Genomic DNA, 19,092 nt, shown 5'->3' with positions numbered 1-19,092 from the left:
ATGAGGCATCTCCCTCCTTCTTAAGAAAAGTAACGTGTATATGTTTTGTACAACCATTCATAGGCGTGCGAATAAATATACAAAAGGACAAAATGTGCATAAATATATAATATAGTAGAAAAACATCTTTTCGACATAAACCTTCACGTGTGGACAAGTTTTTTAACAGGGTGTTTATAATCTTTCCACATGTTATCCACAATGTGTGGATAATTGATTTTATACCGTTTGATATTCAGAGTGAAAACACAAATATAATATCAAATTAAACGAAGCGGCGCAATGGTTTTGAAAAACTTATCCACATACCCGCTTTCCTGTTGAGAAAAATTGTCCACATCTGTTTGTTCTGTGAGAAACCTGTCGATAACGGGTGTGGATAAAAAATATTGTCGAAAAAATTGTGCACAGAAGCAGAAATGCCCCAGGAATTGGACAGGCTGCAGAAGGTGTTTAGATCTAATCCAGAATTGTTCATGGCTTTATGGTTTTTGAATTTGCAATCCAGTGAACTGCAGCGGAAGAAACTTGACTCCTGCGGGATGAAGAGGACAAGGAAGATCCCGCAAGCGCAGCGAGGAAGCTTCCGGTCCTCCCCGCGGAAAGCAAGTTTCTGGAGTGGAAGGAAACGGTTAGCCGGACGGAATGTAAGTTGTTGAAGTTGAATCTGAAGGAAACGGGTAAAAACAACAAATGAAAAAACGAGAACGAAAAACCGCAGATCGAAATCTTTTTTGACAGATGGTTGACAATTCAAGGGGTCACTCTCTATAATTAGAAAGACTGTCTTTAACAGCTATTCCTCAGGGAGGTGTCTATAATGAAAAGAACGTATCAGCCAAACAACCGCAAACACAGCAAAGTTCACGGTTTCCGCGCTCGCATGAGCTCAAAGAACGGACGTAAAGTGCTAGCAGCACGTCGTCGCAAAGGAAGAAAAGTATTATCAGCATAGGCCACTGAAAACTATCAGTGGTCTTTTTTACATGGCCCAATCCTTCAAACAGATTGGGCCATGTTTTTAGGAAAACAGCTGTTTAAATAGATTCTTTTAAAGAAATAATGATGGCAGAGCTTTCAGCAGGCTAAAGGAACGTCAGGGAAGGATCCGGAGTGAGGGCATGAAAAAGAAAAACCGCATTAAAAAAAACGAAGACTTCCAAAAAGTATTCAAGCAGGGCAAGTCGATGGCAAACAGACAATTTGTGATCTACATGCTGAATCAGCCTGAAGAAAAGGAATTCCGCTTAGGCCTGTCAGTCAGCAAAAAGATAGGAAATGCCGTAACCAGAAACAGGGTAAAGCGTCTCGTCCGCCAAGTATTCCTTGAAGAAAAAGACAGCTTGAAAACAGGCATGGACTACATTGTCATTGCCAGAAAACCTGCGTCTGAAATGGACTATCATGAAGTGAAAAGCAGTCTTTTGCACCTTTTCAGAAAAACGAAAATCCTAAAGCCCGGCGTTCGCCGTGAAAGCGCCATAAAAAATACATAGAAATGTTTAGAACAAATTTCGATTTCTTATCTAAAGATGTTAGAATATAGGTTGGATACGCCGGCAAAAAATGCCCGGTTCAGTTAGATTGTTAGGAGGAATACCGGTTGAAAAGGAGAATATTGTTAGTGCTTGGCTTAGTGAGCATGGTGATGCTTCTTGCAGGATGTACAGAAGTCAATCAGCCAATCACAGAAGAAAGCCAGGGGTTCTGGAACCAATACATTGTCTATCCGTTGTCATGGCTTATCATATATTTCGCAGAATTAACGGGTGAAAATTATGGAATCTCCATTGTCATCGTAACGCTTATTATCCGCTTTGCCATTCTGCCGCTGATGATCAAGCAGATCAAAAACTCCAAAGCGATGCAGGAACTGCAGCCTGAAATGCAGAAGCTGCGTGAAAAGTACAGCTCGAAAGATCAGAAAACACAGCAGAAGCTTCAGCAGGAAACAATGGCTCTTTTCCAGAAGAATAAGGTAAATCCTCTTGCAGGATGTTTTCCTTTACTTGTGCAGATGCCGATTCTTATCGGATTCTATCATGCCATCATGAGAACAGAAGCCATTGCCGATCACAACTTCCTGTGGTTTGACCTTGGTGCACGTGATCCATTATTCCTTCTGCCGGTCATTGCAGGTATCACAACTTTCATTCAGCAGAAGTTAACGATGGCAGGAACAGCAAGTCAAAATCCGCAAATGGCCATGCTTCTTTATATCATGCCAATTATGATCGTCATCTTTGCTGTCAGCTTCCCTGCTGCACTTTCCTTGTACTGGGTTGTAGGTAACCTGTTCATGATCGTGCAGACTATGATCATCTACGGACCTGATATTAAAAAGAATGCCCTTTTGAAATCGGGAGGAAAGAAAAAGTGAGAGAAATAACTGCTGAGGGACTTAGCGTCAAAGAAGCAGTACAATCCGCTTTAAAAGAGCTTCATGCAACTGAAAATGAAGTAGAAATCACCGTGATTGATGAAGGCAAAAAAGGTTTTTTGGGCCTGTTCGGCTCAAAGCCTGCAAGGGTGAAAGCCGTTAAACGGCCGAATCCCGCAGAAGAAGCGCATCGCTTTTTAATGGATGTTGTCAGAAACATGGGCGTGGACGCCACTGTTGAAATGAAGCAGGACGGGAAAAATGTGACGTTTCAAATTGAAGGAGAGAAAGTGGCTCTTTTAATCGGAAAACGCGGACAAACCCTCAATTCCCTGCAGTATTTAACGCAGCTTGCGGCAAACCGCCATGCCAATCACTATCTGAACATTACCGTTGATGCGGAAAACTACAGATCCCGCCGCAAAGAGACCCTGATTCAGCTCGCTCATAAGCTTGCCCATCAGGCGATCCGGACGAGGAAAGAGGTTCCGCTCGAGCCGATGCCTTCTTACGAGAGGAAGATCATCCATGCTGCACTGGTCAGCCAACAGCATAAGATCAAAACCTACTCTGTAGGTGAAGAACCGCACCGTCATTTAGTGATTGCGCCTAAATAGAAAAACCCCGCTGATAGTCAGTCAGCGGGGTTTTTTCTGTCCTCGGGAGGACTTAGATGAAGCGGGATTGGAAATATTGTTATTAACATGTGGATAAGTTAAAATAATAGGTAGCTGAATGTGCGGAAAATCAGACTGTGGATAAATTGAACTTTTTTCCTTTCAAATAAGAAATAACTGTGATATCTTATAAATTTGACTGCGTATTTAATAGAACATGCCATTATAGATTAATTTTGAAAGAAGCGGGGTGAAACGCATGGATTTCGATACGATTGCGGCGATATCCACACCGATGGGAGAGGGAGCGATCGCCATTGTCAGACTGAGCGGCGATGAAGCCATCGCGGTTGCTGACCGGCTTTACTCAGGACCTTCCGGAAAAAGACTGCGTGACGTTGAGAGTCATACCATACATTATGGACATATAAAGGACCCTGATACAGGCCAGATCGTAGAAGAAGTGATGGTGTCTGTATTAAAAGGACCAAAAACATTCACTAGAGAAGATATTGTTGAAATCAACTGCCACGGCGGTATTGTTACGGTTAACCGTGTGCTGCAGCTTGCCCTGAACGGAGGAGCCAGACTTGCAGATCCTGGTGAGTTTACAAAACGTGCGTTTTTGAACGGAAGAATTGACCTGTCCCAGGCTGAAGCGGTAATGGACTTGATCCGTGCCAAAACGGACAGAGCGATGAACGTAGCGCTTGGCCAGATGGAAGGAAGACTTTCCAAGCTGATTCAAAAGCTGCGCCAGGAAATACTTGAGACACTGGCACACGTTGAAGTGAACATCGATTATCCTGAGTACGATGACGTGGAAGAAATGACGCACAATGTGCTTGTTGAAAAAGCGACGTATGTGAAGCAGGAAATTGAAAAGCTGCTCCAGACTTCCCAGCAGGGGAAAATTTTACGGGAAGGCCTTTCGACTGTTATCGTAGGCCGTCCGAATGTAGGAAAATCCTCGCTGCTTAACAGTTTGATCCATGAAAACAAAGCGATTGTCACAGATATTCCGGGAACGACACGCGACGTGATTGAGGAGTACGTGAATGTAAGGGGCGTGCCTCTCAGGCTGGTCGATACGGCGGGAATCCGTGAGACGGAAGACATCGTAGAACGGATCGGCGTTGAAAAATCCAGACAGGTGCTGAAAAAGGCCGACCTCATTCTGCTCGTCATGAACTTCAGCGAAGCTCTTTCACAAGAAGATGAACAGCTGTTTGAAGCCGTCAGCGGGATGGATGTCATCGTCATTGTCAATAAAACAGATCTGCCGCAGCAGATTGATTTGGACCGGGTAAAAGAACTTGCCGGAAACTCGCCGGTCGTCACGACGTCACTGCTCGAAGAACAGGGCATTGACCAGCTTGAAGAATCCATCAGCTCCCTCTTTTTCGAAGGGGCAGTCGGTCCAACAGATTTAACCTATGTTTCAAACACAAGACATATTGCACTGCTGTCGCAGGCAAAACGGTCAATCGAAGATGCTCTTGAAGCCATTGATGCAGGCGTTCCGATTGATATCGTTCAAATTGATCTGACGCGCACATGGGAGCTTCTCGGGGAAATCATCGGGGATGCTGTTCACGAAAGCCTGATTGATCAGCTGTTTGCCCAGTTCTGTCTCGGAAAATAAGCTCCGCGATTATAAGTTTTGCGCTTTTCATAAATGAATTTTTTAAAGGAGGAACTGCCGTGGGATATCACGCAGGTGATTATGATGTTGTTGTCGTAGGCGCCGGACATGCAGGAGTTGAGGCTGCTCTCGCTTCTGCAAGAATGGGCGCCAAAACGCTGTGTCTGACGATCAATCTCGATATGGTCGCGTTTATGCCGTGCAATCCGTCTGTTGGCGGGCCGGCCAAAGGAATTGTTGTCCGCGAAATCGATGCTTTGGGCGGAGAAATGGCAAAAAACATCGATAAAACACATATTCAAATGAGAATGCTGAATACAGGAAAAGGACCGGCTGTCAGAGCGCTTCGTGCCCAGGCAGACAAGTTCACATATCAGCATGAAATGAAAAAAACGATGGAAAACGAACGGAATTTGACGATGCTTCAGGGTATGGTCGAGCGGCTGATCATGGAAGACGGCGAATGCCGCGGGGTCATCACGCAGACAGGTGCAGAATACCGCGCCAAGACGGTTGTGTTGACAACAGGCACATTCCTTAGAGGGGAAATCATTCTCGGGGAACTTAAATACTCAAGCGGCCCTAACAATCAGCAGCCTTCTATTCAGCTGTCTGAGCACCTTCAGGAGATTGGCCTGGATATGGTCCGTTTTAAAACAGGCACGCCACCGCGGGTCAACAGCCACTCCATCGATTACAGCAAAACAGAGATTCAGCCGGGAGACGACGTACCCCGAGCTTTTTCCTATGAAACCACAAAGTACATTACAGACCAGCTTCCTTGCTGGCTTACTTATACAAGTGAAGAAACGCACCGGATCATCGACGACAATCTGCACCGTTCGCCGATGTATTCAGGCATGATCAAAGGAACGGGTCCGCGCTACTGCCCGTCCATCGAGGATAAAGTGGTGCGCTTCAACGATAAGCCGCGCCATCAGATTTTCCTTGAGCCTGAAGGCAGAAACACTCAGGAAGTGTACGTGCAGGGACTTTCAACAAGCCTTCCTGAAGATGTGCAAAGACGCATTCTTTCATCCATCCCTGGTCTTGAAAAGGTAGAAATGATGCGCGCCGGCTATGCAATCGAGTACGATTCAATCGTTCCGACGCAGCTGTGGCCGACGCTTGAAACGAAAAAGGTGCCGGGACTTTTCACTGCAGGACAGATCAACGGCACATCCGGCTACGAGGAAGCTGCCGGACAAGGACTGATGGCCGGAATCAACGCTGCCAGCAAAGCCCTTGGCAAAGAAGAGGTCATTCTGAGCCGTTCGGACGCTTATATCGGCGTTCTGATTGATGACCTTGTCACAAAAGGCACGAATGAGCCGTATCGTTTATTGACCTCAAGAGCAGAGTACCGTCTCTTGTTAAGACATGACAATGCGGACCTGCGCCTTACAGAAACCGGCCATAAAATCGGTCTGATCAAAGAAGAGCGCTATCAGTCGTTCCTTCTGAAAAAAGACGAGATTGAAAAAGAGAAGAAACGCTTAAGCACCGTGATCATCAAGCCGAATCAGCAAACTCAGGACGTCATCAGACAGGCTGGCGGAAGCGAGCTGAAAGACGGCATCCGTGCTGCCGATCTTCTCAAAAGACCGGAAATGAACTACGATCATATTCATGCGCTTGTTCCGGCAGATGAAATTATTTCCGGAGAAATAGCCGAACAGGTTGAAATTCAAATCAAGTATGAAGGCTATATCGAGAAATCCCTTCAGCAGGTTGAAAAGCTCAAGAAAATGGAAAACAAAAAAATTCCTGAAAACATCGATTATGACGCGATTTCAGGGATTGCATCAGAAGCGCGCCAGAAGCTGAAAGAGGTCAGACCGCTTTCAATGGCACAGGCTTCGCGGATCTCAGGGGTTAATCCTGCGGATATCTCCATTCTTCTTGTTTATTTAGAGCAGGGCAAAATAGCCAGAGTGGCGAACGAATAGCATGCGATTTCAAGCATCAGAAAGGTTTTGACTATGGACATTTCGTTATTTAAGGCAAGTCTCGAAGAAAAAGGCATCACCCTGACAGACACGCAGCTTCAGCAGTTTGAGACATACTATGATCTGCTTGTAGAGTGGAATGAAAAAATGAACCTGACTTCGATTACGGAAAAAAAGGAAGTCTATTTAAAGCATTTTTACGACTCCATTTCCGCTGCTTTTTATTTTGACTTTACAAAGCCGCTTTCCATATGTGATGTTGGGGCAGGCGCCGGTTTTCCGAGCCTGCCGATCAAAATTTGCTTTCCGCACCTGAACGTCTCGATTGTGGACAGCCTGAATAAACGCATCACGTTTCTCGATCACCTCTCAAAATCTCTGAATCTGTCCGGTGTATCCCTTTATCACGACAGAGCCGAAACATTCGGCAAAAAGAAAGAACACAGAGAGTCATATGACGTTGTGACAGCGAGAGCGGTAGCGCGCCTTTCCGTATTAAGCGAGCTTTGCCTCCCGCTTGTCAAGCCGGGCGGACATTTTGTTGCGATGAAGGCCGCAAGTGCGGAGGATGAGCTTTTAACTGCGAGAAAAGCCATCATCACCCTCGGCGGAAAAACAGAAAATAAATATGCTTTTGAGCTGCCTCTTGAAGAAAGTGAGCGCTCAATCATCGTCATCCATAAGCAAAAACCGACACCTGCAAAATATCCGCGAAAACCGGGTACGCCGAATAAACTTCCTCTTGAGTAGACAGGCTCGCCTGAAGACAGCGGGTTCTTCAGTGCAGCGAATCAGGAGGAAAGTTTGAATTGCATGCAGGAAAAAAGAGACTTGAAAGAGAAATAATATGATGGCAGTTTCTAAAGGTGGTGTAGGCTCATGAAGCATCCATTCTCTCGTTTTTTCGGCTTGGGAGAAAAAGAAGATACAGCAGAAAAAACAGCAGGAATAGATACAGAAGAAATTGATGATTCAGTATATGATGAGGTAAAGAAGATTCCGGTTGCGGACATCGTTCCAAACCGTTTCCAGCCGCGTACTGTATTTGCTGATGAAAAAATTGAGGAACTCTCTCTTACCATACACACACACGGCATCATTCAGCCGATTGTTGTGCGCCAGGCAGACGGCAATTATGAAATTATTGCCGGGGAAAGAAGATTCAGAGCTGTTCAAAAACTTGGCTGGGAAACCATTCCCGCCATCATCAAGGATTTCAATGATACGGAAACGGCATCTGTAGCGCTGATTGAAAATCTTCAGCGGGAGGAACTTTCTGCCATTGAAGAGGCCGTTGCCTATGCAAAGCTGCTCGAGCTTCACAATCTGACGCAGGAAGCCCTTGCACAGAGACTTGGAAAAGGACAGTCTACTGTTGCGAATAAGCTCAGGCTGCTGAAACTTCCTGATGAAGTGCAGCGGGCGCTGCTTCAGAAGAAGATCACAGAAAGGCATGCGAGAGCGCTCATTCCTCTTAAGAAACCTGAACCTCAAATCCTTTTGCTCACGGAAATTATGGAAAAGCAGCTTAATGTGAAGCAGACAGAGGACCGTGTCGTGAAAATGCTCGAAAAAACGGCGCCGAAAGCAAAAGCGAAACGAAAAGCGTTCAGCCGTGATACGCGCATCGCCATGAACACAATCCGCCAGTCGCTCTCAATGGTTGCAGACACAGGCGTCAAAATCAATGCCGAAGAAGAAGAGTTTGAAGAATACATTCAATTCACTATAAAAATCCCAAAATAAGCTCTCCTGCGTCCATGGCAGGCGGGCTTTTCTTTTGCTGACAGAACCTGATAAAACAAGGTTTACGGCCTATTGGCGCATTTTTTCAAATTCCTAAAAAGTTCAAACTATTGTCCATATTTCATGATAGAATAAAGAGATGATAGAGTTCATGTCTAGTGAATGAGGTGACACTGTGGGGAAAATTCTTGCCATTGCGAACCAGAAAGGCGGAGTCGGCAAAACAACAACTTCCGTAAATCTTGGCGCTTGCCTGGCTTATATTGGAAAACGGGTTTTGCTCGTTGATGTTGACCCACAAGGAAATGCGACAAGCGGTATTGGAATTGAAAAAGCAGATGTTGAACTATGTGTTTATGATATTTTAGTAGATGATGCAGATGTAGTAGATGTCATAAAACCGACTGCTGTCGAAAATCTGGATGTTATTCCGGCCACGATCCAATTAGCGGGTGCCGAAATTGAACTTGTCCCGACCATTTCCAGGGAAGTCCGTCTGAAACGTGCGCTTGAAAAAGTAAAACATAACTATGATTATATGATTATCGATTGTCCGCCTTCTCTTGGGCTTCTGACAATCAACGCTCTGACGGCCTCTGATGCCGTCCTCATCCCTGTGCAATGCGAATATTATGCTCTTGAAGGGCTGAGCCAGCTTCTGAACACAGTAAGGCTTGTCCAAAAACATTTGAATACCGATTTAATGATTGAAGGCGTTCTTCTGACAATGCTTGATGCCAGGACCAACTTAGGCATACAGGTCATTGAAGAAGTGAAAAAGTATTTCCGCGATAAAGTTTACAGAACAATTATTCCGCGCAATGTGCGTTTAAGTGAAGCACCAAGTCACGGAAAGCCGATTATCATTTACGACCCGCGATCAAGAGGCGCAGATGTATATTTAGAATTGGCAAAGGAAGTGGTAGTGAATGGCTAAAGGGTTAGGAAAAGGACTTAACGCTTTTTTTACAAATATAGAAGCCGGCAAAGATGAATCTTATCAGGAAATCAAACTGAAGGATTTGCGTCCCAATCCCTATCAGCCCCGAAAAACATTTGCACCCGGTGCGATTGAAGAACTGAAGGAGTCCATCCTTCAGCATGGCATTCTCCAGCCGATTGTTGTGAGAAAAAGCATAAAGGGCTATGAAATTGTTGTCGGTGAAAGAAGGTACCGTGCGGCGAAAGAAGCGGAACTAGAGGTTATGCCCGCTGTTGTGAGAGAGCTGACCGAGCAGCAGATGATGGAGCTTGCTCTCCTTGAAAATCTTCAGCGTGAAGATCTGTCTCCGATTGAAGAGGCAGCTGCGTATCAGTCCCTGCTTGACCACCTGCACATTACGCAGGAGGAACTCGCCAGGCGGCTCGGCAAAAGCAGACCTCACATTGCCAATCATTTGAGGCTCCTTTCCCTTCCGTCAGTTATTCAGCAGCATATATCCGACGGTAAGCTCTCAATGGGCCACGGCAGAACGCTGCTTGGACTGAAAAACAAAGAGAAAGTGAAGCCTCTCGCTGAAAAAATCATGAAGGAACAGCTGAATGTCCGTCAGGTGGAACTTCTGGTGCAGCAGCTGAACGAGAACGTTCCACGTGAAACGAAAAAGAAGGCTGTCAGCAAAGATGTGTTTATTAAAGAGAGAGAATCCTATTTGCGGGAGTATTTCGGCACATCTGTTACCATCAGGCAGCAAAAGAAAAAAGGCAAAATTGAAATTGAATTTTTCTCAAAGGAAGATCTCGAGAGAATTCTGGAATTGCTTGAAGCGGAGCAATCATCTTAGGAAGCCATCTTGCCCATAAGGCGGCTTCTTTTGCTTTGGCTGACATACATAGAGCTAACGGAGTGATATAAAGTGGTTTTAACAGGAAGTTTGGTTAACGCAGCGGGTATTGTCGCAGGGGCCCTGTTAGGTCTTCTGCTGAGGAAAATACCTGAGACGATGAAACAGACCGTCATGGCTGGGATCGGTCTGTTTGTAATGGTATTAGGTCTTGATATGGCGCTTGAGAGCAAGCAGCTTTTCATTGTGATCATCAGCCTTGTGCTTGGAGCCGTCATTGGGGAAGCGATTGATATTGAGCAAATGCTTCACCGGGTCGGACGCCTGCTTGAACGGAAATTCAGCAGGGATCAGTCCGGAAATTTTGCGCAGGGCTTTGTGTCAGCCACACTTATTTTCGTCATCGGCGCAATGGCGATTGTCGGATCGCTTGACAGCGGTCTTAGACAGGACCATGACATTCTGTATACGAAATCCATGATCGACGGCTTTACGAGCATGGTCCTTTCGAGCACGCTTGGTATTGGCGTGCTGTTTTCGGCCGTGCCGGTCTTTTTGTATGAAGGCGGCATTGCCGTATTTGCCAATGTGATTCATCAGTATATTCCTAAGAGTTTGCTTGATGATCTTATTTCAGAAATTACAGCTGTAGGCGGCATCCTGATTTTTGCGATTGGCTTGAACATGCTCTCGATTAAAGCCATCCGCGTGGCAAATCTCCTTCCGAGTCTTGCTGTCGTTGCTGTAATCATCACTGTGATGAAACTTGTATAATCTTACTGTATAGATCTGCTGGCATCCTTGACCTGGTTCAGCCAGGAGGTTTTTTTCTTCGGCGGCGCCGCGTTCATCTCACGGTCAATGGATGCAATGCTGTCTGCAATAATCGAGGCCATCGACATCACAAGATGCAGCCTTGTGTTTTGAAGGACAAAAAACTCCATAAATCCGCTCACATTGACAATGCCGTTAATGTGGATGTCTCCAACTTCAGGGAGAACCTTGTTGACGCCTGCACCCGGCTTGATCGGACCAGCCCCAACCTGAAACGTCCCGACGCTTTTCAACCTGCCGAGGCATGCATCCACAGCCAAGATAAACGGCTTATGGAAGACGCGTTCAATCGCCTCGATGGTTTCTTCTAAATTAACTGCATGGACAGGGTTTGCCAATGTCCCGTATATATGAAAATGGCGCAGCCCTGCTTCCTTCAGTTTTGTTCCGACTAAAGGCCCCAGGGAATCGCCTGTTGAACGGTCTGTTCCGATGCACAGCACGACAACCGGTTTCCGGACAGAATGAAGGAGTTTCAGTTCAGCTGACAGCTGCTCGGCCGCATGTTCATCTTCATAATGGATACGGTCACGCGACGGTTTTAAAAAGCCAGGTTTAAAATTCATCCTTTCACTCCCTCATTTTAGTAGTATCAGTATACGGAAGAATTCAGAATTCTATACATGATTACGTGATTGCGGGAGTTTTAGGTCAGGACTGTCATTTCCTATGAAAAATTGCTAAAATAAATTTTATCTTTAGACATGCAGTCTTTTATCTTTCTTAAGAAAGGTTGATAAATAGTGGATTTTGCCAACAAGCTGATGAATAAAATGACAGATTCATTTTTTAATGAAGATATGTGGCTCAGTGCCGGACAAGGCCTGCTGAAAATCATCGGGATTCTCATCCTTGCCTCCATCCTGATCAAGATCGGCAATGTGGTAATCGGAAAGATCTTCATGCTCCGTACCAAATCGCCGCTTCGGATTTCAGAGCGGAGAGAAAACACCCTTGTTAAATTGTTGGACAATGTTCTGACCTATCTTGTTTATTTCATTGCTCTCCTCATGATTCTTGAGACGCTGAGCTTTGATGTCAAGGCGCTTCTTGCAGGAGCGGGGATTGTCGGTCTTGCCGTCGGATTTGGCGCGCAAAACCTTGTAAGAGATATTATTACTGGTTTCTTCATTATTTTTGAGGATCAGTTTTCTGTAGGGGATATGATCCGTGTAGGACAATTTGAAGGAACGGTTGAAGAAATCGGCCTGCGTACGACAAAAATCAAGAGCTGGACCGGCGAAATCAATATTCTTCCAAACGGAAATATAACGGAAGTGACAAACTTCTCGATCAACAACAGCGTAGCGTTTGTCGATGTCAGCATTGCCTATGAGGGAGACATCCCTAAGGCAGAAAAAGTCATTGAGGATCTGCTGCTTGAGCTTCCTGATAAATACGAAGAAATGGTCGCGCCGCCTGAACTGCTCGGCGTTCAGAATCTCGGGCCATCTGAAGTGGTGCTCCGTGTTGTCAGCGAGGTTCTCCCGATGAAGCATTTCCATATTTCAAGGGTGCTCAGGAAGGAAATCAAGATGAGGCTTGATGAGCACGGAATTGAAATTCCATATCCGCGCATGGTGATGTACTCAAGAAACGAGGAATCAAGGCAAAAAGAAAGGATGACGGAATAGTGGATAAAGAGTTCGGCTTAAATGACGTTGTCGAAATGAAAAAACCTCATCCGTGCGGAGAGAACCGCTGGAAAATTATCCGAATGGGCATGGACATCCGCATCAAATGCGAAGGCTGCTCACACAGTGTCATGATTCCGCGCCGTGAATTTGCCCGGAAGATGAAAAAAAAATTAGTCAAACATGAAGAATAAGTTTTTCTAAAGGGAAAACACGGATTTACAAGCCGGTTTTCCTTTTTTTAGTGGAGAAAACCCCATTTCAGCATTCCGGGCATCTCCCTCTTTAGCTTGTCATTTGCCTCGTTACTATCTATAATTGTTGAAGATTGGTTTAGAAACGAGGACTTGTCTTTTTTTTGTCCAGAAGATAAAACGCAAAGCCCTTTTTGACACGGGCCATTTATAAATATAGAGGAGTGGAAAGCATTATGGCTTTAACAGCAGGAATCGTCGGTCTCCCGAACGTCGGGAAATCGACTCTTTTCAACGCCATCACACAGGCTGGAGCAGAATCAGCCAACTACCCGTTCTGCACAATCGATCCGAACGTAGGGATTGTTGAAGTGCCGGATGAGCGTCTTCAAAAGCTGACAGATCTTGTTCAGCCTAAAAAGACGGTTCCGACTGCATTCGAATTTACCGATATTGCAGGAATCGTAAAAGGCGCAAGCAAAGGAGAAGGCCTTGGAAACAAGTTCCTTTCCCATATCCGCCAAGTAGACGCAATCTGCCACGTTGTCCGCTGCTTTGCTGATGACAACATCACTCACGTAGCAGGAAAAGTGGATCCGATTGACGATATCGAAACGATCAACCTTGAACTGATCCTTGCAGACCTTGAATCAGTAGACAAGCGCGCAGACCGCGTCGGCAAGCTTGCAAAACAAAAAGACAAAGAGGCCGTTTATGAGCATGAGGTTCTGTTAATGCTTAAAGAGGCGCTTGAAAATGACAAACCTGCCCGTTCTGTCGAATTTACAGACGAACAGATGAAGATCGTAAAGCATCTGCACCTGCTTACAAGCAAGCCGGTTCTTTATGTAGCAAACGTTTCTGAAGACGAAGTGGCAGATGCGTCAAACAATGAATATGTGAAAGCTGTCCGCGAATTTGCTGCCGGTGAAAAAGCAGAGGTCATTGTTGTCTGCGCCAAAATTGAATCTGAAATTGCAGAGCTTGACGGCGAGGAAAAAGAAATGTTCCTTGAAGAGCTCGGAATTGAAGAATCAGGCCTTGATCAGCTGATCAAAGCATCATACAACCTTCTTGGCCTTGCTACTTACTTCACGGCAGGCGTTCAGGAAGTGCGTGCATGGACGTTCAAAAAAGGCATGAAAGCACCTCAGTGTGCCGGTGTCATCCACTCTGACTTTGAACGCGGATTTATCCGCGCAGAAACGGTTTCCTATGAAGATCTGCTGAATGCAGGAACAATGGGAGCAGCCCGTGAAGCCGGAAAAGTGCGCCTTGAAGGAAAAGAATACATCGTGAAGGACGGAGACGTTATTCATTTCCGTTTTAATGTCTAATCCCGGGTTGCCTAAAGTCCATTTGTTTGCTATAATTTAAACTTGTGAGTAATTGAAATGTTAATTGCTCCTTGCCCGTTTAGGGCCGTTTAGACCAAAAGGAGGTGTAAGAGATGAATAAATACGAAATCATGTATATCATCCGCCCAAACATTGAAGATGAGGCTAAAAAAGCTCTTGTTGAGCGTTTCAACACAATTTTAGCTGACAATGGTGCGGAAGTTGAAGAAACAAAAGAGTGGGGCAAGCGCCGTCTTGCTTACGAAATCAACGATCTTCGTGATGGCTACTACATGCTTCTTCAAGTTGCATCACAGCCTGAAGCTGTTCAAGAATTTGACCGCTTAGCGAAAATCAGCGAAGACATCATGCGTCACATGGTAACTAGAAAAGAAGCGTAATTCACATAGATTAGATATCTCAGAAAAGGTGTGATTCTGATGATGAACCGGGTTGTTTTAGTCGGCAGACTAACAAAAGATCCAGAACTGCGCTACACTCCAGCCGGAGCGGCAGTTGCTACTTTTACATTAGCTGTAAACCGTGCCTTCACAAACCAGCAGGGCGAAAGAGAAGCGGACTTCATTAACTGTGTCGTATGGCGCCGTCCAGCCGAAAACGTTGCAAACTTCCTTAAAAAAGGCAGTCTTGCGGGCGTTGATGGACGTCTTCAGTCACGCAGCTATGAAGACCAGACTGGCAAGCGCGTATACGTAACCGAAGTGGTTGCAGAAAGCGTCCAGTTCCTTGAGCCTAAAAGCGGCGGTGGTGGAAACAGCGGCGGTGGCGGAAACAACAATTATTACGGCGGAGGCCAGGGTGGACAAGGCGGACAGCAAAATCCATTCAGCCAAAACCAAAATCAAAATCAGAATCAGCGTAATCAAGGGCGTTCGAACTTTGATGACGATCCATTCGCTAACGATGGAAAGCCGATTGATATCTCTGATGATGACTTACCGTTCTAAAACATACAGCTCGAACTAAATAAAGTTACGGAAGGAGGAAACAACTATGGCAGGCGGACGCAAAGGTGGACGTGCAAAACGTCGTAAAGTGTGCTACTTCACTGCACACGGAATCACTCACATCGACTACAAAGATGTAGATTTGCTTAAAAAATTCGTTTCTGAGCGCGGTAAAATTTTACCACGTCGTGTAACAGGAACTAGCGCTAAATATCAGCGTAAATTAACGATTGCTATCAAACGCTCTCGTCAAATGGCTTTACTTCCATACGTTTCTGGCGAATAATAAGATGAAAAAGGCAGTGAGGATTCCTTGCTGCTTTTTTTATTATTCAGGAAAATATGGCTATAGATACTATTGCAGAGTTGTCTTCGTCCAGCTCCAGCGCCTAAATCCTCTGTCAGAACAAATCCGCCAAAAAAGTCAAAACCGGACTTTTCCGCCGGATTCTTATCTGCCTATCGGAGCGGGCCTTGGCGCTTCCGCTTTTGTATATTTGATTTGCAGGTCTTGCTTCATTTAAAATAAGCTTGGAAGGTAAAAAGAGGTGAATCTGTGAAACGGGTTAACGTACTGACAGAAGGCGCGATTCTTTTGGCGCTGTTTGCTGTCTTAACATTTATGACGCTTTATCTGCCGCTGTTCGGGGCGATTTTAATGTTCTTTATGCCGCTGCCGTTTATTTTGTACACAGTCAGGCATGGTTTAAAGCCGGCAGGCATTTTGACGGCTGCATCTTGTGCTGTGCCATTGTTAATTGGTTCTTTGTTTGCTTTGCCGCTGACCCTGATTTTTTCCATAAGCGGGATTGTGATGGGTCATTTCTACAGAAAAAAGCAGACAGCAGGAGCTTTAATAGCTGGAACACTTTCCTTTCTGCTGAGCTTTGTCGTGCTGTATGCTGCATCCGTTGCGTTTTTTCAGGTTGATCCTGTGAAGGAAATGACAGCTGCAATGGATGAAACCTTTGAAATGGCGAGATCCATGATGGCAGCAGTGGGACAGGAAGCAAATGAAGACGCAATTCAACAATTGGAAGAGCAGATGAAGCTCATAGGCTACTTGATTCCAAGTGTCCTTCTCTCTTCTGCTTTTATTTTCACCCTGCTCTCGCACGCCGCGGCCATTCCGGTGATGAAAAGACTGAATGTGCAGATGGCGAAGATTAAGCACTTCCGCGAGTGGAAACTGCCTTCAAGCATCGTCTGGTATTACCTCGGTGTAAGCTTTCTGATGTTTTTTGATCTTCAGGAAGGAAGCTTTCTTTTCATCGCAGCTGTTAACCTTCTGTTTATGCTGCAGATGCTCCTTGTCATCCAGGGTTTTTCATTCATCTGGTTCTACAGCTATGTGAAGAACTATTCAAAAGCGATACCGATTGTTGCGGTCATCGTTTCATTGATTGTCCCGATCCTGATGTATCTCGTAAGAATCTTAGGTATAATTGATTTAGCATTTAATTTGCGGGGCCGCGTGAAAAAATAAAAGAAAAACGCATAAACTAGATTCATACATTGACTAAAGCAATCTTGCGTATGTTTCACTGTAGGTTTGAGGAGATGAAACAACATGCCCAGCTTTTTTGAAAAACCATTAATCAGGTACCCCCTTTTAGCATTGATTGCCCTGACCGCGATTTCCATCATCATCCTCTTTTACTATCAGTGGATGATCGGTTTAGCCGGGGTGCTTCTTTTAGGCGCGATTTTGTTTCTTCTCCGGGCTGCCGATAAAAAAATAAAAGCAGAGATGGAGACCTATATCTCCACGCTCTCCTACCGTCTGAAGCGGGTTGGAGAGGAAGCTTTGATGGAAATGCCGATTGGCATCATGCTGTTTAATGAACAGTTCCATATTGAATGGACCAATCCGTTCCTTACCTCGTGCTTTCATGAGGATACCCTTGTCGGACGTTCCATGTATGATGTCGCAGAAGCTCTCGTTCCGCTTGTGAAGCAGGAAGTGGACACCGAAACGATCACCCTTCATGAACGGAAATTCAAGGTGATCATTAAGCGGGAAGAACGGCTGCTCTATTTCTTTGATGTAACAGAGCAGATTGAAATTGAGAAACAGTATGAAGATGAGCGCACGGTTCTTGCCCTTATTTTTCTTGATAATTACGATGAAGTGACCCAGGGGCTAGATGATCAGACGAAAAGCTCGATCAACTCGCATGTCACGTCCATCCTGAACAAATGGGCGACTGAAAACGGCATTTACCTGAAACGAACATCCTCAGAGCGCTTTATGGCGATTCTGAATGAACATATTTTAATCAAGCTTGAAAAAGGAAAGTTTTCAATTCTTGACGAAGTTAGAGAGCAGACGACTGTAGAAAATATCTCCCTGACGCTGAGCATCGGAATCGGTTCAGGCGTCCCTTCTCTGACGGAGCTTGGAGACCTTGCCCAGTCGAGTCTTGATCTTGCACTCGGACGCGGGGGCGACCAGGTGGCCATCAAGCAGACGAACGGAAAAGTGAAATTCTACGGCGGGAAAACGAACCCGATGGAAAAACGGACTCGGGTTCGTGCAAGGGTCATTTCACACGCTCTGACAGAAATCATTTCTGAAAGCGACAAGGTCATCATCATGGGTCACAAATACCCTGATATGGACTCGATCGGTTCCGCTATCGGCATCTTGAAAGTGGCGCAGGTGAACGATAAAGAAGGCTTTATCGTGCTTGATCAAAACGAGATCGATACAGGCGTTCAGCGGCTGATTCAGGAAGTCAGACAGCATTCGGATCTCTGGTCCCGTTTTATTACGAGAGATGAGGCGCTCGAGATCTCGACCGATGATTCTGTGCTGATCGTGGTAGATACGCATAAGCCATCCCTTGTCATCGATGAAAAGCTGCTCAACAAAATGGACAATGTCGTCGTCATCGATCATCACAGACGCGGCGAAGAGTTTATTAAAGATCCGCTTCTCGTCTACATGGAGCCTTATGCTTCTTCAACGGCCGAGCTTGTAACAGAGCTTCTGGAATATCAGACAAAACGTCTGAAAATGAACATGATTGAAGCGACGTCGCTGCTTGCCGGCATCATCGTGGATACGAAAAGCTTCACGCTCAGAACGGGATCGCGCACATTTGACGCGGCTTCTTATTTAAGATCCAAAGGGGCAGACACGATCCTTGTGCAGAAGTTTATGAGAGAAGACATTACGCACTATGTGAAGCGTTCAAAACTGATTCAAAATACCAACATGCTGAGAGAAGGCATCGCAATCGCGAAAGCAGATCCTGATTCAGACGAGATGTTCGATCAGGTCATCATCGCCCAGACAGCGGACACCCTGCTGTCGATGAGCGGCGTTGTGGCATCCTTTGTCCTTGCCCGAAGAAACGACCAGACCATCGGCATCAGCGCCCGTTCACTCGGGGACATTAACGTCCAGCTGATCATGGAAGCCTTAGACGGCGGCGGACATCTTACGAATGCGGCCACTCAGCTTGAGAACCTGTCTCTGAATGAGGCAGAAGAGAGATTAGAACAGGCAATCCTGGAGTATTTAGAAGGAGGAACCAAATCATGAAAGTTATATTCCTGAAAGATGTTAAAGGCAAAGGCAAAAAAGGGGAAGTGAAAAATGTAGCAGACGGCTACGCACATAACTTCCTGATCAAACAGGGGCTTGCAATCGAAGCCAACAACACAGAAATCAGCAAACTGCAGGGCCAGAAGAAAAAAGAAGAAAAAGAAGCCGCAGCAGAGCTTGAGCGCTCAAAAGAACTGAAAGAAACGCTCGAGAGCCTGACAGTTGAGCTCAAAGCAAAATCAGGAGAAGGCGGCCGCCTTTTCGGTTCAATTACAAGCAAGCAAATCGCAGATGAACTGCTGAAAACACATGGTCATAAAATCGACAAGCGCAAAATTGAGCTGCCGGATGCCATCCGTGCTCTAGGGTTTACAAACGTACCTGTCAAGCTTCACCCTGACGTAACTGCAACACTGAAAGTGCATGTAACTGAACAATAATAAGCAAGATG

The 19,092-nt window shown here is 45.5% G+C and carries 21 protein-coding genes; 20 read left to right on the top strand and 1 reads right to left on the bottom strand.

Annotation, left to right across the window (positions count from 1 at the left end; genetic code table 11):
- Window positions 1–820 precede the first annotated feature (820 nt).
- The 11 genes from rpmH to JOJ89_RS21040 all read left to right on the top strand — a co-directional run bounded on the left by rpmH (window position 821) and on the right by JOJ89_RS21040 (window position 10,895).
- Window positions 821–955, top strand: a complete 135-nt coding sequence (gene rpmH / locus JOJ89_RS21090; RefSeq protein WP_029282916.1) for a 50S ribosomal protein L34 — start codon at window positions 821–823, stop codon at window positions 953–955.
- Between the two features lie 166 nt (window positions 956–1,121).
- Window positions 1,122–1,496 (top strand): ribonuclease P protein component, encoded by a 375-nt coding sequence (gene rnpA / locus JOJ89_RS21085; RefSeq protein WP_029282918.1) that lies wholly within the window; start codon window positions 1,122–1,124, stop codon window positions 1,494–1,496.
- Between the two features lie 107 nt (window positions 1,497–1,603).
- Complete coding sequence (spoIIIJ, locus tag JOJ89_RS21080; RefSeq protein WP_029282919.1) at window positions 1,604–2,380, top strand: YidC family membrane integrase SpoIIIJ; 777 nt, start codon at window positions 1,604–1,606, stop codon at window positions 2,378–2,380.
- The gene (jag, locus tag JOJ89_RS21075; protein WP_029282921.1) at window positions 2,377–2,997 is read left to right on the top strand and encodes an RNA-binding cell elongation regulator Jag/EloR; all 621 of its coding nucleotides are present in this window, start codon (window positions 2,377–2,379) and stop codon (window positions 2,995–2,997) included. The genes spoIIIJ and jag overlap by 4 nt, the downstream gene beginning before the upstream one ends.
- Window positions 2,998–3,256: 259 nt before the next feature.
- On the top strand, window positions 3,257–4,642 hold the full coding sequence (mnmE, locus tag JOJ89_RS21070; protein ID WP_029282923.1) for a tRNA uridine-5-carboxymethylaminomethyl(34) synthesis GTPase MnmE: 1,386 nt from the start codon (window positions 3,257–3,259) through the stop codon (window positions 4,640–4,642).
- Between the two features lie 59 nt (window positions 4,643–4,701).
- Window positions 4,702–6,591, top strand: coding sequence for a tRNA uridine-5-carboxymethylaminomethyl(34) synthesis enzyme MnmG (mnmG, locus tag JOJ89_RS21065; RefSeq protein ID WP_029282925.1), 1,890 nt, complete (start codon window positions 4,702–4,704; stop codon window positions 6,589–6,591).
- 33 nt (window positions 6,592–6,624) lie between these two features.
- Window positions 6,625–7,341, top strand: coding sequence for a 16S rRNA (guanine(527)-N(7))-methyltransferase RsmG (gene rsmG, locus JOJ89_RS21060; RefSeq protein ID WP_029282927.1), 717 nt, complete (start codon window positions 6,625–6,627; stop codon window positions 7,339–7,341).
- A gap of 129 nt (window positions 7,342–7,470) precedes the next feature.
- Window positions 7,471–8,337, top strand: a complete 867-nt coding sequence (gene noc / locus JOJ89_RS21055) for a nucleoid occlusion protein (RefSeq protein ID WP_203289293.1) — start codon at window positions 7,471–7,473, stop codon at window positions 8,335–8,337.
- A 175-nt stretch (window positions 8,338–8,512) separates the two neighbouring features.
- The gene (locus tag JOJ89_RS21050; RefSeq protein ID WP_029282932.1) at window positions 8,513–9,274 is read left to right on the top strand and encodes a ParA family protein; all 762 of its coding nucleotides are present in this window, start codon (window positions 8,513–8,515) and stop codon (window positions 9,272–9,274) included.
- The gene (locus JOJ89_RS21045) at window positions 9,267–10,121 is read left to right on the top strand and encodes a ParB/RepB/Spo0J family partition protein (RefSeq protein WP_203289292.1); all 855 of its coding nucleotides are present in this window, start codon (window positions 9,267–9,269) and stop codon (window positions 10,119–10,121) included. The genes JOJ89_RS21050 and JOJ89_RS21045 overlap by 8 nt, the downstream gene beginning before the upstream one ends.
- A gap of 72 nt (window positions 10,122–10,193) precedes the next feature.
- Window positions 10,194–10,895: a DUF554 domain-containing protein gene (locus tag JOJ89_RS21040; RefSeq protein ID WP_029282935.1), complete on the top strand. Its 702-nt coding sequence runs from the start codon at window positions 10,194–10,196 to the stop codon at window positions 10,893–10,895.
- A 2-nt stretch (window positions 10,896–10,897) separates the two neighbouring features.
- Here the strand turns inward: JOJ89_RS21040 and yyaC are convergent, their stop codons facing one another.
- Window positions 10,898–11,521, bottom strand: a complete 624-nt coding sequence (gene yyaC / locus JOJ89_RS21035) for a spore protease YyaC (protein ID WP_029282937.1) — start codon at window positions 11,519–11,521, stop codon at window positions 10,898–10,900.
- A 198-nt stretch (window positions 11,522–11,719) separates the two neighbouring features.
- On the opposite strand from yyaC, the gene JOJ89_RS21030 reads away from it, so the two are divergent.
- The 9 genes from JOJ89_RS21030 to rplI all read left to right on the top strand — a co-directional run bounded on the left by JOJ89_RS21030 (window position 11,720) and on the right by rplI (window position 19,081).
- On the top strand, window positions 11,720–12,589 hold the full coding sequence (locus tag JOJ89_RS21030; protein ID WP_203290409.1) for a mechanosensitive ion channel family protein: 870 nt from the start codon (window positions 11,720–11,722) through the stop codon (window positions 12,587–12,589).
- Window positions 12,586–12,783 carry a DUF951 domain-containing protein gene (locus JOJ89_RS21025; protein ID WP_203290408.1) on the top strand — a complete coding sequence of 66 codons (198 nt, stop codon included), beginning with the start codon at window positions 12,586–12,588 and terminating at the stop codon, window positions 12,781–12,783. Before JOJ89_RS21030 ends, JOJ89_RS21025 begins: the two co-directional genes overlap by 4 nt.
- Window positions 12,784–13,019: 236 nt before the next feature.
- The gene (gene ychF / locus JOJ89_RS21020; RefSeq protein ID WP_203289291.1) at window positions 13,020–14,120 is read left to right on the top strand and encodes a redox-regulated ATPase YchF; all 1,101 of its coding nucleotides are present in this window, start codon (window positions 13,020–13,022) and stop codon (window positions 14,118–14,120) included.
- 113 nt (window positions 14,121–14,233) lie between these two features.
- Window positions 14,234–14,521: a 30S ribosomal protein S6 gene (gene rpsF / locus JOJ89_RS21015; RefSeq protein WP_029282946.1), complete on the top strand. Its 288-nt coding sequence runs from the start codon at window positions 14,234–14,236 to the stop codon at window positions 14,519–14,521.
- A 39-nt stretch (window positions 14,522–14,560) separates the two neighbouring features.
- Window positions 14,561–15,088 carry a single-stranded DNA-binding protein gene (ssb, locus tag JOJ89_RS21010; protein WP_203289290.1) on the top strand — a complete coding sequence of 176 codons (528 nt, stop codon included), beginning with the start codon at window positions 14,561–14,563 and terminating at the stop codon, window positions 15,086–15,088.
- A 46-nt stretch (window positions 15,089–15,134) separates the two neighbouring features.
- Window positions 15,135–15,374, top strand: a complete 240-nt coding sequence (gene rpsR / locus JOJ89_RS21005) for a 30S ribosomal protein S18 (protein ID WP_029282950.1) — start codon at window positions 15,135–15,137, stop codon at window positions 15,372–15,374.
- A gap of 270 nt (window positions 15,375–15,644) precedes the next feature.
- On the top strand, window positions 15,645–16,574 hold the full coding sequence (locus tag JOJ89_RS21000; RefSeq protein ID WP_029282952.1) for a YybS family protein: 930 nt from the start codon (window positions 15,645–15,647) through the stop codon (window positions 16,572–16,574).
- An 84-nt stretch (window positions 16,575–16,658) separates the two neighbouring features.
- Window positions 16,659–18,638 (top strand): DHH family phosphoesterase, encoded by a 1,980-nt coding sequence (locus JOJ89_RS20995; protein WP_029282954.1) that lies wholly within the window; start codon window positions 16,659–16,661, stop codon window positions 18,636–18,638.
- Window positions 18,635–19,081, top strand: coding sequence for a 50S ribosomal protein L9 (rplI, locus tag JOJ89_RS20990; protein ID WP_203289289.1), 447 nt, complete (start codon window positions 18,635–18,637; stop codon window positions 19,079–19,081). Before JOJ89_RS20995 ends, rplI begins: the two co-directional genes overlap by 4 nt.
- The last annotated feature ends 11 nt before the right edge of the window (window positions 19,082–19,092 follow it).

This window comes from Metabacillus sp. cB07 (genome assembly GCF_016839225.1).
In the GTDB taxonomy this organism is placed as follows: Bacteria; Bacillota; Bacilli; order Bacillales; family Bacillaceae; genus Bacillus_P; species Bacillus_P indicus.
Note: the sequence above shows the minus strand (reverse complement) of the source record. Positions and strands in the feature narration are given on the sequence as shown.

What these genes read in the sequence shown, in the direction of transcription:
- rpmH (WP_029282916.1), top strand. Translation starts at nt 821, where the DNA reads ATGAAAAGAACGTATCAGCCAAACAACCGCAAACACAGCAAAGTTCAC.
- rnpA (WP_029282918.1), top strand. Translation starts at nt 1,122, where the DNA reads ATGAAAAAGAAAAACCGCATTAAAAAAAACGAAGACTTCCAAAAAGTA.
- mnmE (WP_029282923.1), top strand. Translation starts at nt 3,257, where the DNA reads ATGGATTTCGATACGATTGCGGCGATATCCACACCGATGGGAGAGGGA.
- rsmG (WP_029282927.1), top strand. Translation starts at nt 6,625, where the DNA reads ATGGACATTTCGTTATTTAAGGCAAGTCTCGAAGAAAAAGGCATCACC.
- noc (WP_203289293.1), top strand. Translation starts at nt 7,471, where the DNA reads ATGAAGCATCCATTCTCTCGTTTTTTCGGCTTGGGAGAAAAAGAAGAT.
- JOJ89_RS21045 (WP_203289292.1), top strand. Translation starts at nt 9,267, where the DNA reads ATGGCTAAAGGGTTAGGAAAAGGACTTAACGCTTTTTTTACAAATATA.
- yyaC (WP_029282937.1), bottom strand. Translation starts at nt 11,521, where the DNA reads ATGAATTTTAAACCTGGCTTTTTAAAACCGTCGCGTGACCGTATCCAT.
- JOJ89_RS21030 (WP_203290409.1), top strand. Translation starts at nt 11,720, where the DNA reads ATGAATAAAATGACAGATTCATTTTTTAATGAAGATATGTGGCTCAGT.
- ychF (WP_203289291.1), top strand. Translation starts at nt 13,020, where the DNA reads ATGGCTTTAACAGCAGGAATCGTCGGTCTCCCGAACGTCGGGAAATCG.
- rpsF (WP_029282946.1), top strand. Translation starts at nt 14,234, where the DNA reads ATGAATAAATACGAAATCATGTATATCATCCGCCCAAACATTGAAGAT.
- ssb (WP_203289290.1), top strand. Translation starts at nt 14,561, where the DNA reads ATGATGAACCGGGTTGTTTTAGTCGGCAGACTAACAAAAGATCCAGAA.
- rpsR (WP_029282950.1), top strand. Translation starts at nt 15,135, where the DNA reads ATGGCAGGCGGACGCAAAGGTGGACGTGCAAAACGTCGTAAAGTGTGC.
- JOJ89_RS20995 (WP_029282954.1), top strand. Translation starts at nt 16,659, where the DNA reads ATGCCCAGCTTTTTTGAAAAACCATTAATCAGGTACCCCCTTTTAGCA.
- rplI (WP_203289289.1), top strand. Translation starts at nt 18,635, where the DNA reads ATGAAAGTTATATTCCTGAAAGATGTTAAAGGCAAAGGCAAAAAAGGG.